Raw genomic sequence first — 15,985 nt, 5'->3', positions numbered from 1 at the left:
CCCACGCACACCGCTTGACCGGGTAGATCGAGATAGGTCGTGTCAACGACCATGCAAACAATCCACGCTCTCACATCATGCCCCACGCGCGCGCGGATCGGGGATCGGCCCTGCCGAGCCGCTTACCCTGAAATACCGCTAGCCGCGCGAGTTCAGGCGTGCTGCAGCGAGTTCATAGACCTAACGGTGTCCGCATGTCCTGAGTGACGGGGACGACAACTCTACCCATCTGCACTGGGTCATCCACGCATCCCATTTGCCCGACCTCAGCAAGCAACGCTTCGTCGCGCGCGATCACCTTGGGCAGATGCGAGCGCAAGAATTCGACCCACGTGCGAGTCTTTGCATCGATGAATTTGCGCGACGGATAGAGCGCATAAACAGTCGTCTTCTGCAGCGTATATTCCGGTAAAACACGCACCAACGTGCCATCGCGTAACCCGGAAATGGCTGCGTAGAGCGGCACCATGCCGATGCCCATGCCTTCGCGGATCGCCACAATCAGCGATTCGGCGATGTTCACATGCACGGGTCCATCGACTTCCATCAACTCACTGCCGTTCGGGCCGTCGAGCGTCCATTCATGTGGCGGGAACGCCGGCGTATGAAGGATCAGACATTCGTGATGCGCAAGGTCAGCCGGTTGTTGGGGCGCGCCGTGCGCGCGCACGTAAGCCGGCGATGCGCACAGGATGCTGAACGTCGTCCCCAGCGGAAACGACACGAGGTCCGAATTGGGCAGCATCGATGCGCCGATCACGGCCACATCGGCGCTGCCTTCGAACAGATCGGGCATGCGCTGTGACAGCGTCAACTCGACGGTCACATCAGGATAAAGCTCGCGATAACGCGAAATAGCCGGCAGTACGTAGTGCTGGCCGATGCTCGCAAAGCTATGCATGCGCAGCGCGCCGGTTGGTCGCTCGTGTGCGCAACTGGCTTCTTCTTCGGCAATATCGACATCCGCGAGGATCTGCTGCGATCGCTTCAGATAGCGCTCGCCGGCGGTGGTCAACGCAAGGCGACGCGTCGATCGATTCAGCAGGCGCGTGCGCAGATGTGCTTCAAGTTCCGACACCGCGCGAGACATCGCGCCGGTCGTTGAATTGAGCGATTGCGCGGCCGCGGTGAAGCTACCGGCTTCAACCACGCGCACGAACACTCGCATATTTTGTAGCGTGTCCATCAAATCTTCTGTTTCATGACCAAGGTCATATTTTCCGTCAGTCCCGAGGCACTATTGTTGTCCGTTCTAGAACAGATGTTTTGCACTCGTCGTCTTAATGCGTGCAACGGGGACTCCTACAATCGGCGCCTCGCCTGTCGGTGTCAGCGATTCTGCCCGGAGGCTCTCTCAGCGACCACGAGGGGTGCACTGTTTTCAGATGAAACCCGATCATGCGATCGAGCCGTCGTCGGATTTATTCGGTCCGCGCGGTGTCATGCGGCGACGACTCGGTCGAGCCAAACTCAATCGGGTCGTGCGCGACTGGGCCAGCAGCGACGGTCTGACCTGGCTTCATCTGCTGAAGACGGTAACCGCCGGTCTGCTGGCGCTGGGCATCGCGATGCTGCTCGATCTGCAGCAGCCTCGCATTGCGATGACCACGGTTTTCGTGTTGATGCAACCGTTCAGCGGCATGGTGCTCGCGAAGAGCTTCTACCGGATTCTCGGAACTGCGGGAGGGACCGTGGCCGCGCTCGTGCTCGGCGGGCTGTTCGCCCAGCAGCCCGAACTGTACATGCTCGGCATGGTCGCATGGGTGAGCGCCTGTATTGCTGCGGCGGTCCGGTATCGGCATTTCAGATGGTACGGTTTCGTGCTCGCGGGTTACACCGCCGCGCTGATCGGCATTCCGAACGTGATGACGCCCGAGGGACTGTTCCTCGCCGCACTCGCGCGCGCGGCGGAAGTGGCGGTTGGCATCGTGTGTTCGAGCGCGGTCAGCGCATTGCTGCTGCCGCAGCGCTCGAGCCTTGCGCTACGACGTAACCTTCAGGTCAGGTACGCGAATTTTACTGCCTTTGCTGTCGATGTGTTCGCGGGCGGGCTCGAGCGCCATCAGTTCGAACGGCGTTTCGCGGACTTCGTCGACGAAATCGCCGGCTTCGAAGCAACGCGTACGTTCGTCGCATTCGAAGACCCGGCGATGCGCTCGCGCAGTGCGCATCTGGCGCGTCTGAATAGCGAATTCATGGATGCATGCGCGCGTCTGCATGCGCTAAATCAGTTGCTCAAACGGTTGCGGGCGAGCGGCGCAGTGTCGATACTCGCGGCCATCGGTCCATACCTCGACGAACTGGGAGCCTTGTTCGAAGCACAAGCACAAGTTGAAGCAGGCGTCGCAGCCTCCCACGCAGCAGCCGATCTGCGGCTCTTTCGAGCGAACCTGCCACGCCGGGTACGTGAAACGAGGCGGCCACTCGAAGCCGCGTCCGCGGAATCGCTTGCGGACTTCGACACGGCAGCCGAATTGCTGTATCGATTCGTGGGCGAATGGATGAATTATTCCCAAACGTATGCAAGCTTGTGGCGCAAAACAGAAAGCCCGCAGCAAAGCCTGCGACGCAGCTCGAGCCCACAAAAGAGCCACTCTCCGAGCAGACCTGTCAGCCGCACAAACCACTTCGCCGTATTGTTTACGTTTCTGCGCTCGGCTGTCGTCATCGGGATCGCCGGCGCGTTCTGGATCGCGACCAACTGGCCGAGCGGCGGCCTTGCCGTGATCGGCGCAACGCTGGTCTGTGCGTTGACGTCCACCGCGCCAAGCGCTACCAGGATGGCCATGCAAATGGCGATCGGCGCGGTGCTCGCGACGCTGACAGGCTACGTGTTCATGTGCTACGTGTATCCCAACATCGATGGTTTCCCGCTGCTTTGCGCGGCACTCGCGCCGGTGCTCGCACTAGGCGCATTCATCGCGACACGTCGCGGCGCGTCGGGGTTCGGCATCGGCTTTTCGGTGTTCTTCTGTCTGCTGGCCGGGCCGGATAACATCGTCAGCTACGTGCCTGATCTGCTGATCAACAACGGCATCGCGCTGACCGCGTCGATGTTGCTCGCGGCAGTTGGATTCGCGGTGGTCTTTCCCGCCGATATGCGCTGGCTGATCGACCGGATCATGGGCGACCTGAGAGTGCAAACGGTATCGGCATGCAAGGAGGCCCTGCCGGGTCTGAACCGACGTTTCCAGGCGAGCACGCACGATCTGACTTCACAACTGCGCGTGCTGCTGACGCACCGTTCGCGACGACGGCGCGACGCGCTTCGCTGGATGCTCGCGACGATCGAAGTAGGTCACGCCGTCATCGACCTGCGCAACGAAGCCGCGCGCGCCGAATATGCCGACATGCTTCAGCCGCGCTGGCGCAGCGTGATCGAACACACCTGCGACGATCTCGCCCGGCTCTTCGAACGCCCCGATCCCGGTTCGCTCGAACGCGCACTGGTCGCCGTGCGCTCGGCAACCTGGCTCGCGCAGGACATGCTGCGGACCGTGCATGCCGAGCGCGACCGGCGTCACGACTTGCAGCGCATCCTGAGCTGTCTGCACTTTATTCGTAGCGCGTTGCTCGACAAGGAGGCGCCGTTCAATCGTCGCTGAGCCATGCTTCGTGGATCTTTCTGCCAGATGGAAAGATCCCTTCCAGGCGGCCCCGTTAATCCGCTTAGGTGACGGTCATATAGTTGCGTCACTGCTTCGCAGTAGTGGTCGCAGTAGCCGTAAGTCCTGGAGAGTGAGATGAAAGTGTTGAAGTTGGTCCTGATCGCCTGTTCTTTGTCCACCGCTGCCGCCGCCTATGCACAGACGGCGCCGGCCGCGCCGGACCAGCAGGTTGCGCAGGCGGATAGCCAGCGCGCCGATAAGGGTGCCGCGCGCAAGCATGCGGAAGCGCCGAAAGCGAAAGCCGACGAATGCGTTGGCCCGATGAGCTTCTGCAACATCTTCTTCGGCAGCTGAGTCCGGCTGCTTCGCGCGCAACAACCTGTCGCGGACCCTGTCACGCGACCCAACACCTGCTCGCGACGCCGTCCGATCGTGACGCCGCAGCGGGTGCGGCAACCGCCTATTGAGCGAAGCACACCGCAGACGTGCGCACCAGTAGACGGAGCTGGCGACTATGGAGAGACTCCCTTTCATGTACGAAGACCGAATTCGCTGCGCCGCGCTGCGCGAAAAAATCACCACGGCCGCCGACGCGGCGCTCCTGATTCACGACGGCATGCGCGTTGGCGCAAGCGGCTTCACGCGCGCGGGCGACGCGAAGGCGGTGCCGGTCGCGCTTGCCGAGCGTGCGCGCCAGTTGGGCGAGCCGCTGCGCATCACGCTGATGACGGGCGCCTCGCTCGGTCATGACGTCGACCGCATGCTGACCGAGGCGCACGTGCTCGCGCGCCGTCTGCCGTTTCAGGTGGACAAGACGCTGCGCGACGCAATCAATCGCGGCGAAGTGATGTTCGTCGACCAGCATCTGTCCGAGACCGTCGAGATGCTGCGCGCGAACCAGCTCGGCAAGCTCGATGTCGCGATCATCGAAGCCGCCGCGATCACGGAGAGCGGCGGTATCGTGCCGACAACTTCAGTCGGCAATTCGGCCAGCTTCGCGATTCTCGCGGACAAGGTCATCGTCGAGATCAATCTTGCGCAGCCGCTCGAGCTCGAAGGCTTGCACGACATCTGGATTCCGGGGCGCCGGCCTCATCGCGAGCCGCTGCCGATCGTGCGCGCGCAGGATCGCGTCGGCACTCCCGCTATCGAGATTCCGCCCGAGAAAATCGCGGCGATCGTGATCACGGACATGGCCGACAGCCCGTCCACGGTGCTCCCCGCGGATCGGGAAACCGCGTTGATCGCCGGACACCTGATCGAATTTTTCCAGCACGAAGTCACGCGTGGCCGTATGCCGAAGCAGTTGCCGCCGCTGCAGGCCGGTATCGGTACGATCGCCAACGCGGTGCTGGCGGGCTTCGTCGATTCGCCTTTCGATGTGTTCGAAATCTATTCAGAAGTCTTGCAGGATTCGACGTTCGATCTGATGGACGCCGGCAAGGTCGCGTTTGCGTCCGGCGCGTCGATCACGCTGTCGGCCGCGCGGCAGGCGCAGGTGTTCGGCGATATCGAGCGCTATCGCGACCGGCTCGTGCTGCGTCCGCAGGAAGTCAGCAACCATCCGGAGGTGATTCGGCGGCTCGGTCTGATCGCGCTCAATACCGCGCTCGAATTCGATATCTACGGTAACGTCAATTCGACGCATGTCGGCGGCACGCACATGATGAACGGCATTGGCGGCTCGGGCGACTTTGCGCGCAATGCGTCGTGCGCGGTGTTCGCGACCAAGTCGACCGCGAAAGGCGACCGCATTTCGAGCATCGTGCCGATGGTGCCGCATTGCGACCACAACGAACACGACGTCGACGTCGTCGTCACCGAGCAAGGTCTCGCCGATCTGCGCGGCCTCGCGCCGCGCGAACGTGCGACGCTGATCATCGAGCATTGCGTACACCCGCGGTATCGCGAACTGTTGCGCGACTACTACCGCGATGCGTTGCGTTGGGGAGGGCAGACGCCGCATTGCCTCGATCAGGCATTTGCATGGCATACGCGGCTGCGCGAGACGGGCTCGATGCTGCCGGGCTGATCTGCAACGCCCGCGGCACCCGCAATCGCTGCGATCAACACAGCAGAAACAGGCAACAAAAAAGCGCCAGCGGCACGAGCCCGCTGGCGCTTGATGAAATCGGACGCTGCGCTCAGGAGCCTCGTCGCACGAGCCGGATAATAAACAGCAGAATGACCGCGCCGATCACCGCGGTGATGATCGAGGCGATCCAGCCGCTGCCAATAGAGATATGCAGCACGCCCGCGAGCCAGCCGCCGATGAACGCCCCGATGATCCCGACGATGATGTCGACGATCAGGCCGAAGCCGCCACCCTTGACCAATACGCCCGCGAGCCAGCCAGCGATCGCGCCGATGATGAGCCATGCAATGATGCCGTGTTCCATATTCGAGACTCCCTGGTTGAGTGTGAACAAATCACGGTGACAGAGCTTAGTCGAAGGTTATGGGACGGTCCGCGTTCGGGACGCGGATTTGACACTATCTGAATCTGCTGCAAGCTAAGTGTAGACGATGCGCGCGAACAGAGGAGACTTGCGCACAGCGCTTCACTCGGGTGTCGGTTCCGCTTCCCGCGCGGTCCAACTGACGCTGGACACGCTCTTTTCCATGCTCAGGCGGCTCGCCATCTGTTCGAGCTTCGATTGATCTTTCGGATGCATCGTCAGCGTCGCCGTCACGCGAATGCGCGCCGGCTCGTCCTCGACATCCTCGCTCGTCAGGCTCTGGAACGACAGCGGCGCCGAGTACATCGAGTTGGAAATCGCGGTGCGAATGTGGATCTCGTCGGCTTCGCGGCAGACGATCGTCAGCACGTACTCGCGCACGAGGTCGGCGTTTGAAACCGGCGTCTGGTTGATCATCCGGCTCACTTCACGCAGTACGGTGTTGGCCAGCAGCACGACCGCGGTGCCGGCGAGCGCCGGTCCGTAATGTCCCGCGCCGCTCAATACACCCACGGCCGCCGAGCACCACAGCGTCGCCGCGGTGTTGATCCCCTGGATCGAGCCCTTGTCGCGCATGATGACGCCGCCGCCAAGAAAGCCGACGCCGGACACCACATAGGCCGCAATCTGCGTAATGCCGCTGACGCCGTTGCCGGTCAGCACGCCGAGCGTGACGAACAGGCACGCGCCGCTTGCCACGAGCGTGATCGTGCGCAGGCCGGCAGTGCGCTGGCGGATCTGTCGTTCGAGGCCGATCGCGACGCCGCAAGCAAAAGCGGTCATCAGACGCAGGAAGAATTCGAGTGTCATCGTTCAGAAAGGTTGGCGTGGGCGCTGTCGCAGTGTGAAGCCTACGCGTGAGAACATCAGATCGTCTACCTCGTGCAGGGCAAGTTCATGCGGGCGGGACGAAATACGCGCGCACACGCGTGCAGCGGCCGGAGCGTGCGGTATCGGCATGGCATCGCGCCACGCGGTGCTTTACCGGCAGTACGCGAATGACAATGAAATGAGAGCGACGTGCGCCATCGAGCCCGAGGGCAGGACGGCGACAGAAAAGACTGACGCGGAAATCCTGCGGCTCAGGCGAGCGGGCAAATCGATACTCGGCTCGTACAACTGCTACTGTCCAAGATCGTGATTCCGGTTAGAAGAATTGCGCGAATTTTAGGGGGCTGCGCAAAGATCAGTCAAGCCGCGAGCGGCACAGAGTGTGCATTTAGTGTTGCCATAGCCCTAATGCTGAAAGGCTGCAATTAATTGCTCCGGACTGCGAATGTTGAGTTCAATCGGGTTCGCCCGGTACGAGTCTCAAGCGTGTGATCTCCGAAGGCGCGCCGAGTCGTTTGGGCGGTCCCCAATAGCCCGTGCCGCGACTCGTATAAACCCATAGTCCGTCCAGACGCGCGAGGCCCGCCGTAAACGGCTGCTGCAGCCGCACGAAGAAATTCCACGGAAAGAACTGACCACCGTGCGTATGACCCGACAACTGCAGCGTGAAGCCGGCCGCCGCGGCCGCTTCGGCCGAGCGCGGCTGATGCGCGAGCAGCACCCTGATCAGCACGTCCCCCGGCGCGCCGGCGAGCGCCGCAACCGGGTCGCTGCGGTGCGCGGGGTCATGATGACCGGCCGAGTAGTCGGTGACGCCGGCGATCACGGCGCGCGCGCCGTCATGATCGACGATCACGTGTTCGTTCAGCAGCACCCGCAAGCCGAGCCGGCGGAATTCGGCGATCCACGAGTTCGCGCCGGAGTAGTACTCGTGATTGCCGGTCACGAGAAACGCACCGTGCCGCGCGGCGAGCCGCGACAGCGGCTGCGTATGCCGGCTCAACTGCGGCACGCTGCCGTCGACGACATCGCCCGTCACCGCGATCAGATCCGGCTCGAGCCGGTTCACCGCGTCGACGATCGCGTCGACATAGCGGCCCTTGATCGTCGGGCCGACGTGGATGTCGCTGATCTGCACGATCGTGAAGCCGGCGAGTTCGGCAGGCAGATCGTCGATCGGTACTTCGATCGTGACGACGCGCGCGCGACGGCGCGCGTTGAACAGGCCGATCAGCGTCGACAGCAGCGCGAGCAGCGGCACGGCCGCCGCCGACCCGGTGCGCCAATGCGCGATCGCAAGCGTGTTCGGCCAGATCGCGTCGATCGTCAGCAGCGACGCCAGCATCAGGTCGCGCGCGAACGTCAGCACCAGCAGCGACGAGAAAAAGCCCATCGCGAGCAGGCCGACCCATGCGAGCCGGTCGCCGAGCGGCTGGCGCTTGAAGCCGCGCGCCATCATGCCGACCGGGATCAGGTAGATCGACAGCACGAGCCACAGCACGCACAGTCCGCGGCCGGCCGAGTCGGTCGGCATGTCTGGAATCAGGCGCAAACCAACGTAGATATGCAGCAGGATGCCAATCAGGATGATGCGCACAAGAAACGATGAACGTCGCATAAAGAGGATCAGGACGGGAAGGGGGCCAAAGGGCCGGCATCACAGCGACAGCGCGGCGGCGATCCATTGGCGGGCAGTGCTTGCGTGCGCGACGGTTAGCGAACGCGGCGAATCATTCTACCGACATGTTCGGTCCCTTGCCGTGGCTGCAAAATTCGTGCTCCGGCACCGCACGGCACGCCCGCCGGAAGGCGCCGGGACGAGCCACGACACGGCTTCGCCGGGGCAGGCGCGTTCCGTGCTCAGCAGATACTTACAAGAGCACGCGCGACGCATTTAATGCCTATGCAAACGAATTAAATGGGCTTTGAATTGTGTCCATGTGTGGAGTATGCTTGAAAGCAAACAGCTTGTTGCCGGGGCAGCGCAGGGCGCTTCGGCCATGACTGGTTCTGTCGCCGGGAGAGATCGGCGGGGGGAGGCACACCATGAAGCTGCTCAAATCGGGCCACCTGTGGCATCACGCGGACGACGTGCATCATGCTCATCATCCGCATCATGTCGGATACGAGGGTAGCCATGTCATGTTGCCGCTCGTCGGCATCTCGCTGATGGCGATTGCGCTTTACATCGCCGTGCGCGGCTTCGATTTTTCCGAGCTCGGCAAAAGCGCGTTGTTCGATGTCGTGATGGTGTGCGTCGCGCTCGGCATCGCGGGGCTGTTCGGCGCGGTCGGCGCGTGGCTGCGCTCGAATGGCGACGAAGCCGAAGAGGGCTTCTGCTTCGTCGGCGCGTTGATCGGCACCGTGGTGTTTTATATCGCGCTGCTAACCTGACGCGATTCGATTCAACGCGTGGCGCGACACCCGCCGCGCCATCCATCATCAACGCACCGTCACGCTATCCGCGCCGCTTCGTCGAACGAAAAACGCGGGCTGCGAGGAAACAGCTTTGACGGATCGCCATAGCCAAGATTGATCAGGAAGTTCGACTTCACCGTCGTACCTGCAAAGAACGCTGCGTCGACCTTGGCCTGATCGAAGCCCGACATCGGCCCGGTGTCGAGACCGAGCGCACGCGCCGCGAGAATCAGATAGCCGCCTTGCAGCGTCGAATTCCGAAACGCCGTGTCCGCGATCAACCGCTCGTTGCCGACGAACCAGCTGCGCGCATCCGCATGCGGAAACAGTTTCGGCAGATGCTCGTAGAAGGCCATGTCCATGGCGACGATCACCGTGACCGGCGCTGCCATCGTTTTCTCGAGATTGCCGGCCGACAGCGCCGGGCGCAGTTTCTCCTTGCCCTCCGGCGTCCTGACGAACACGAAGCGGCCCGGACTCGAATTGGCCGAGGTCGGGCCGAGCAGGACGAGTTCCATCAACTCGCGCAGCACGGCGTCGTCGATCGGTTTGTTCTGCCAGCCGTTGTGCGTACGCGCATCGCGAAAGAGCTGTGCGAGCGCCTGGTCGGAAAGTGTCATGGAAGTGATCCCTGCAAAAGAATGGAGGGAACGCGCGGAGCCGCGTCGAATGAAAGAGCAATGCGCGTGAATCAGCGCGTGAGCCGTCGTCGCCATAATAGCCAAGGTTTTTACTCGTCCGCTTGCATCCAGGCATTCCGATGAACACCGATCTTTTCAACGACCTGCCGACCCCCGACGTCGACTGGTATCCCGACTGGCTCGCAACGGCCGACGCCGAACGCCTGCTCGCCCGCCTGATCGACGAAGTGCAATGGCGCCAGGACATGATGGGCACGCCTGGGGGCCGTGTTGCACTGCCGCGTCTGACCGCCTGGCAGGGCGAGCCGGATGCGGTGTATGTCTACTCCGGTATCCGCAACGTGCCGCAAGCGTGGACGCCCGCCGTCGCTGAACTGAAGGCCGCCGCCGAGGCGACCAGCGGCGCGCGTTTTAACAGCGTGCTGCTGAATCGTTACCGCAGCGGCGCCGACAGCATGGGCTGGCATGCGGACCGCGAGCCCGAACTCGGCAAGCAACCGGTGATCGCGTCGGTGAGTCTCGGTGTCGCGCGCAGGTTCGATCTGCAGCACAACCGCAGCGGCGTCGTGCAATCGTTCTCGCTAAAGGGCGGCAGCCTGCTCGTGATGAAGGGCGACACCCAGGCGCAGTGGCGTCATCGGGTGCCGAAGGAGCCGCGCGTGAGCGGCGAGCGCATCAATCTGACGTTTCGCTGGGTCACCCCGAGAGTGACGCCGACCTGACTCAGCGAGCGGCAATGCTCTGATCGGCGCGCTATACCAAAATTGATATCGAGGGCGCGAATCATATGATTGGACGGTTAACGCGTCGCACAGTACGCTACATCACGATCCATGCGCCGTGAGGGCCACGAGGGCCGGGCTGACCGCTGGGTCGTCTACACAACAACGATTGGAGACTGTCATGGCGAATTCACGACGTGCCGCGTGTCGCGCTCTGGGCGCGCTCGCGCTTTCCGCGAGTCTCGGAGTGCTAACGCTGGCCACCCCAGGCGCGCATGCCGAGGACAAGAAAATAACGCTCGGTTTTGCGCAGGTCGGTGCGGAAAGTGCATGGCGCACCGCGAATACCGAATCGGTGAAGTCGGCGGCGGCGGATGCCGGTATCAACCTCAAATTCTCCGACGGGCAGCAGAAGCAGGAAAACCAGATCAAGGCGATCCGCTCGTATATCGCTCAGAAGGTCGACGTTATCGCGTTCTCGCCGGTCGTCGAATCGGGCTGGGAACCGGTGCTGCTCGAAGCCAAGGCCGCGAAGATTCCGGTGATCCTGACCGACCGCAACATCGACGTGAAGGACCCGTCGCTGTACGTGACGATGATCGGCTCGGACTTCCTCGAAGAAGGACGACGCGGCGGCAAGTGGCTCGCGGAGAACTACAAGAACGATAAAGGCCCGATCAACATCGCCGAGCTGCAAGGCACGGTCGGCTCCGCGCCGGCGAATGACCGCCACGCGGGTCTGGTCGAAGTGATCAAGAGCGATCCGAAGTTCAAGATCATCGCGTCGCAAAGCGGCGACTTCACGCTTGCCGGCGGCAAGCAGGTGATGGAAGCGTTCATCAAGACCTACGGCAACAAGATCAACGTTGTCTATGCTCATAACGACGACATGGCCCTCGGCGCGATCCAGGCGATGGAAGAAGCCGGCATGCATCCGGGCAAGGACGTCGTGGTGGTTTCGTTCGACGCAACCAAGGGCGGCTTCCAGGCGATGGCCGCTGGCAAGATCAACGTCGACGTCGAGTGCAGCCCGCTGCTCGGACCGCAGCTGATGACGGCGGTGAAAGACGTGGTGGCTGGCAAGCCGCTGCCGAAGCGCATCCTGACTCAGGAGACTGTCTTCCCGATGAGCGTCGCTGCGCAAACTTTGCCGTCGCGTAAGTACTGACGCGACGCGCAACATCGCCGCGGCATCGCTCGCGCGAGTGCCGCGGCGTGTGCGGTGTTCAGGCGCCTGGGCCGACGCGGCCCGCGGCGCGAAGGAGATGTGCAGTACGGACGCATCGAACAGGTTTCTCCAGTGGTGCCTGACCGCCCGGGCTGCTTCCTTCTGCAGCGGGCGGTCTCTTTTCAGGAGCCTGCGTCCGCGGGAGCATGCCGCTGGGGCCTGCCGAACCATGCATAGCCGATCGAGCGAGGTCCATGACCCAATCCGCTACCGAACCGACTCAGCCGGACCAGCCGCAGCGCGGCACGCCACCGGGTGCGCGAAGCCAACAGAATGACATGAGCGCGCGCGAACCGATCCTGGCGACTTCCGGCGTCAGCAAGACATTTCCGGGCGTGAAGGCGTTGCAACACGTCGACTTCCGCCTGTTTCCCGGCGAGGTCCATACGCTGATGGGCCAGAACGGCGCCGGCAAATCCACGTTGATCAACGTGCTCACCGGCGTGCTCGCACCCGATGCCGGCACGATCCGCCTCGGCGGCGAGGTGGTCGCATTCGCGTCGCCGCAGGAAGCCGAGGCGGCCGGCGTGCGCACGCTGTACCAGGAAGTGAACCTGTGCCCGAATCTGTCGGTCGCGGAGAACATCTTCGCGGGCCGGCAGCCGCGCCGCTTCGGCGCGATCGACTGGCCCGACATCAAGCGCCGCGCGCAGGAAGCGCTCGCGCGCCTCGACGTGTCGCTTGACGTCACGCGCTCGCTCGACGCCTATCCGATCGCCGTGCAGCAGATGGTCGCGATCGCGCGAGCGTTGTCCGTCGATGCGCGCGTGCTGATTCTCGACGAGCCGACTTCGAGCCTCGACGACAGCGAAGTCGCGCAGCTTTTCAAAATCCTTCGCCATCTCAAGCGATCGGGCATCGCGATCCTGTTCGTCACGCATTTCATCGAACAGACCTATGCGATCTCCGATCGCATCACGGTGATGCGCAACGGCGAGCGCGAAGGCGAATATCTGGCGCGCGATCTGTCCGCGGATCAGCTGGTCGCGAAGATGGTCGGCCACGAGCGCATGAGCGCGCGTCTGCGCGAAGCAGCCCACGAAGGGCAGGCCGCCGACGATCTGCAGGAAGTCGCGCACGATCACCCGGAAGAAGCAACGGCCACGCAGCCGTTCATCGAACTGCGCGGCGTCGGCCGTCGCGGCACGCTACAGCCGATCGATCTCGAAGTGCACGCCGGCAAGATACTCGGCCTCGCGGGACTGCTCGGCTCGGGGCGCACCGAAACCGCGCGTCTGCTGTTCGGCGCGGATCGCGCGGACAGCGGCACGATCCTCGTCGAAGGGCGTCCCGTGCGGCTGCGCACGCCGCACGACGCGGTGCGCCACGGCATCGGCTATTGCGCGGAAGACCGCAAGAAGGAAGGCATCGTCGCCGAGCTGTCGATCCGCGAAAACATCATGCTCGCGTTGCAGGCGCGGCGCGGCTGGTGGCGCAAGATCAGCCGGCAACGCGCGCGCGAACTCGCCGATATGTGGATCGAGCGGCTCGGCATCAAGGCGTCCGATGCCGAGCAGCCGATCGCGCTCCTGTCCGGCGGCAACCAGCAGAAGGCTCTGCTCGCGCGCTGGCTCGCAACCGATCCCAAACTGCTGATCCTCGACGAGCCGACCCGCGGTATCGACGTCGCCGCCAAGTTCGACATCATGGACCGGCTGCTCGCGTTGTGCGCGAACGGCCTGTCCATCCTGTTCATCTCGTCGGAGATCAGCGAGGTGCTGCGCGTCAGCCATCGCGTCGCGGTGCTGCGCGATCGCCGCAAGATCGCCGAGGTGGCCGGTAAGGCATCGAACGAAGACAACATCTACCGACTCATCGCAGGGAGCGGCGAATGAAGCTATCGAACTGGTTCGCGCGCGACGGCGTCGAACGTCCGCTGGTGTGGCCATGCGTGACGCTGGTATTGCTGTGCGGACTGAACCTGCTGGTCAATCCGCATTTTCTCGCGCTGCGCATGCTCGACGGTCACCTGTTCGGCGCGCCGATCGACATCCTCAATCGCGCGGCGCCGCTCGTGCTGGTCGCGATCGGCATGACGCTCGTGATCGCGACGCGCGGCATCGACATCTCGGTCGGTGCGGTGGTCGCGATCGCGGGCGCCGCGGCCGCGACGATACTCGCGACCCAGGCCGTGCCGAGCGGTGCGCTGATCGTGCAGGCGCTGTTGGCCGCGCTCGTCGTCGGCATTTTGAGCGGCATGTGGAACGGGGTGCTCGTCGCGTTCGTCGGCATGCAGCCGATCATCGCGACGCTGATCCTGATGGTCGCCGGCCGCGGCATCGCGCAACTGCTGACCGCCGGGCAGATCATTCCGATCGGCGCGCCCGGCTATCTGTTCGTCGGCGGCGGCTACTGGCTCGGCGTGCCGTGCTCGGTGTGGATCGCGACGGTAGCCGTGCTGGCGACCGCCGCTTTGGTGGAGGGCACGGCGCTTGGCCTGTTCATTCGCGCGATCGGCGTGAACCCGGTTGCGACGCGGCTCGTCGGCTTGCGCTCGAAGGCGATCGTGTTCGCGGTGTACAGCTTCTCCGGTTTGACCGCGGCGTTGGCCGGCATTCTGATCAGTTCGAACGTGCGCAGCGCGGACGGCAACAACGCGGGCCTGCTGCTCGAACTCGACGCGATTCTCGCGGTGACGCTCGGCGGCACGTCGCTGCTCGGCGGCCGCTTCAGCTTCGCGGGCACGGTGCTCGGTGCGCTGATCATCCAGACGCTCACGTACACGACCTATTCGATCGGCGTGCCGCCGGAAGCGACGCTCGTCGTCAAGGCGGCCGTCGTGCTCGCGGTCAGCGTGATCCAGTCGCCGGCGGCGCGCGCGCTCGCCGTGTCGTTCGGCGCGTCGCTGGTCAAATCGCGCGGGGTGGCACGATGACGCGCTTTCTCGAAGCACTCGCCCGCGTGGTCGATCCGCGCACGCTGCCGATCGCGGTGACGGTCCTGTTGTTCTGCGCGCTATTCGGCTTCGGTTCGGTGATGTACACCGGCTTCTTCTCATGGCAGGTGCTGCTCGATCTGCTCGTCGACAACGCGTTCCTGCTGATCGTCGCGATCGGCATGACGTTCGTGATCGTGTCGGGCGGCATCGATCTGTCGGTGGGCTCGATCGTCGCGCTGACGACGATCGTTGCAGCCGTGCTGTCCGAGCACATGCACGTGTCGGTGTGGCTGATCATTCCGCTCGTGCTATTGATGGGCACGGTGTTCGGCGCGGTGCAGGGCGCGCTGATCCACTACTTCCGCCTGCAGGCGTTCATCGTGACGCTGGCGGGGATGTTCTTCGCGCGTGGCCTGTGCTTTCTGATCACGACGCAGTCGATCACGATCACCGATCCGACGTTCAAGGCGATCTCCGCGTTCCGTCTCAACGTTGGCGTCGGTTCGGTATCGGCGAACGTGCTGATCGCGCTCGTGGCGCTGGCGGCCGCGATCTATGTCGCCCATTTCACGCGCTTCGGACGCAACGTGTATGCGGTCGGCGGCAATCCGCGCTCGGCGCTGCTGATGGGGCTGCCGGTCGCGCGCACGCGGGTCGGCGTGTATGCGCTGAGTGGCTTCTGTTCGGCGCTTGGCGGCGCGGTGTTCACGTTCTATGTGCTGTCGGGTTATGGGCTGCAAGGGCAAGGCATGGAGCTCGATGCGATTGCAGCGACGGTGATCGGCGGCACGCTGCTGACCGGTGGTGTCGGTTATGTGGTCGGCTCGCTGTTCGGCGTCGGCATTCTCGGCACCATCCAGACGCTGATTACGTTCGACGGCACGCTCAGTTCGTGGTGGACGCGGATCGTGATCGGCGCGCTGCTGTGCGCGTTCTGTTTGCTGCAACGGTTGATCGAGCGGCATGCGAAGTCCGTGCGTCGGCCCGGCGGCACCAATGCGGTCACGACGACGGGGCATGGGCACGGACATGACGAGCCGTCGACGGCGGCATCGTCGGATTCGCAGGTGTTGGGGCGGGCGCCGGGCTAAGGCGCTTCCTTCCAGCGTTTCAAACGGCGGCGCCCCGTTCTTCCGGGCGCCGCTTTTCCATCAGTCGATGCGACATTTGCGCGATCCGCGCGCTGCCGGGCTATGCGCA

General features: G+C 63.6%; 14 protein-coding genes. 9 read left to right on the top strand and 5 right to left on the bottom strand.

Features of this window, described 5'->3' with window-relative positions; genetic code table 11:
* Nucleotides 1-172: 172 nt before the first annotated feature.
* The gene (locus ACLFKU_RS18150; RefSeq protein WP_368587484.1) at nt 173-1,186 is read right to left on the bottom strand and encodes a LysR family transcriptional regulator; all 1,014 of its coding nucleotides are present in this window, start codon (nt 1,184-1,186) and stop codon (nt 173-175) included.
* A gap of 199 nt (nt 1,187-1,385) precedes the next feature.
* Here ACLFKU_RS18150 and ACLFKU_RS18145 point away from each other — a divergent pair, with 199 nt between their 5' ends.
* The 3 genes from ACLFKU_RS18145 to ACLFKU_RS18135 all read left to right on the top strand — a co-directional run bounded on the left by ACLFKU_RS18145 (nt 1,386) and on the right by ACLFKU_RS18135 (nt 5,640).
* Complete coding sequence (locus ACLFKU_RS18145) at nt 1,386-3,605, top strand: FUSC family protein (RefSeq protein WP_410849969.1); 2,220 nt, start codon at nt 1,386-1,388, stop codon at nt 3,603-3,605.
* 138 nt (nt 3,606-3,743) lie between these two features.
* Nucleotides 3,744-3,962 carry a hypothetical protein gene (locus tag ACLFKU_RS18140; RefSeq protein ID WP_152853807.1) on the top strand — a complete coding sequence of 73 codons (219 nt, stop codon included), beginning with the start codon at nt 3,744-3,746 and terminating at the stop codon, nt 3,960-3,962.
* 178 nt (nt 3,963-4,140) lie between these two features.
* Complete coding sequence (locus ACLFKU_RS18135) at nt 4,141-5,640, top strand: acetyl-CoA hydrolase/transferase family protein (RefSeq protein ID WP_410849974.1); 1,500 nt, start codon at nt 4,141-4,143, stop codon at nt 5,638-5,640.
* Nucleotides 5,641-5,752: 112 nt separating this feature from the next.
* Here the strand turns inward: ACLFKU_RS18135 and ACLFKU_RS18130 are convergent, their stop codons facing one another.
* The 3 genes from ACLFKU_RS18130 to ACLFKU_RS18120 all read right to left on the bottom strand — a co-directional run bounded on the left by ACLFKU_RS18130 (nt 5,753) and on the right by ACLFKU_RS18120 (nt 8,516).
* A complete protein-coding gene (locus ACLFKU_RS18130) occupies nt 5,753-6,007 on the bottom strand; it encodes a GlsB/YeaQ/YmgE family stress response membrane protein (RefSeq protein WP_176105653.1) in 255 nt (84 codons plus the stop codon).
* Nucleotides 6,008-6,169: 162 nt separating this feature from the next.
* Complete coding sequence (locus ACLFKU_RS18125) at nt 6,170-6,877, bottom strand: MgtC/SapB family protein (protein WP_410849968.1); 708 nt, start codon at nt 6,875-6,877, stop codon at nt 6,170-6,172.
* A 475-nt stretch (nt 6,878-7,352) separates the two neighbouring features.
* The gene (locus tag ACLFKU_RS18120; RefSeq protein WP_410849967.1) at nt 7,353-8,516 is read right to left on the bottom strand and encodes a metallophosphoesterase; all 1,164 of its coding nucleotides are present in this window, start codon (nt 8,514-8,516) and stop codon (nt 7,353-7,355) included.
* Nucleotides 8,517-8,944: 428 nt separating this feature from the next.
* On the opposite strand from ACLFKU_RS18120, the gene ACLFKU_RS18115 reads away from it, so the two are divergent.
* Nucleotides 8,945-9,292: a hypothetical protein gene (locus ACLFKU_RS18115; RefSeq protein ID WP_368587480.1), complete on the top strand. Its 348-nt coding sequence runs from the start codon at nt 8,945-8,947 to the stop codon at nt 9,290-9,292.
* 59 nt (nt 9,293-9,351) lie between these two features.
* Here the strand turns inward: ACLFKU_RS18115 and ACLFKU_RS18110 are convergent, their stop codons facing one another.
* On the bottom strand, nt 9,352-9,936 hold the full coding sequence (locus ACLFKU_RS18110) for a malonic semialdehyde reductase (RefSeq protein ID WP_410849966.1): 585 nt from the start codon (nt 9,934-9,936) through the stop codon (nt 9,352-9,354).
* A 140-nt stretch (nt 9,937-10,076) separates the two neighbouring features.
* Here ACLFKU_RS18110 and ACLFKU_RS18105 point away from each other — a divergent pair, with 140 nt between their 5' ends.
* The 5 genes from ACLFKU_RS18105 to yjfF all read left to right on the top strand — a co-directional run bounded on the left by ACLFKU_RS18105 (nt 10,077) and on the right by yjfF (nt 15,876).
* Nucleotides 10,077-10,679, top strand: a complete 603-nt coding sequence (locus ACLFKU_RS18105; RefSeq protein WP_410849965.1) for an alpha-ketoglutarate-dependent dioxygenase AlkB family protein — start codon at nt 10,077-10,079, stop codon at nt 10,677-10,679.
* Between the two features lie 181 nt (nt 10,680-10,860).
* Complete coding sequence (locus tag ACLFKU_RS18100) at nt 10,861-11,847, top strand: ABC transporter substrate-binding protein (RefSeq protein WP_368587477.1); 987 nt, start codon at nt 10,861-10,863, stop codon at nt 11,845-11,847.
* A 254-nt stretch (nt 11,848-12,101) separates the two neighbouring features.
* Nucleotides 12,102-13,742, top strand: coding sequence for a sugar ABC transporter ATP-binding protein (locus ACLFKU_RS18095; protein WP_368587476.1), 1,641 nt, complete (start codon nt 12,102-12,104; stop codon nt 13,740-13,742).
* A complete protein-coding gene (locus ACLFKU_RS18090) occupies nt 13,739-14,782 on the top strand; it encodes an ABC transporter permease (protein ID WP_368587475.1) in 1,044 nt (347 codons plus the stop codon). Before ACLFKU_RS18095 ends, ACLFKU_RS18090 begins: the two co-directional genes overlap by 4 nt.
* On the top strand, nt 14,779-15,876 hold the full coding sequence (yjfF, locus tag ACLFKU_RS18085; protein WP_410849964.1) for a galactofuranose ABC transporter, permease protein YjfF: 1,098 nt from the start codon (nt 14,779-14,781) through the stop codon (nt 15,874-15,876). Before ACLFKU_RS18090 ends, yjfF begins: the two co-directional genes overlap by 4 nt.
* Nucleotides 15,877-15,985: the final 109 nt, after the last annotated feature.

The sequence above is a fragment of the Paraburkholderia sp. EG304 genome, from assembly GCF_046543485.1.
Classification (GTDB): domain Bacteria; phylum Pseudomonadota; class Gammaproteobacteria; order Burkholderiales; family Burkholderiaceae; genus Paraburkholderia; species Paraburkholderia youngii.
Note: the sequence above shows the minus strand (reverse complement) of the source record. Positions and strands in the feature narration are given on the sequence as shown.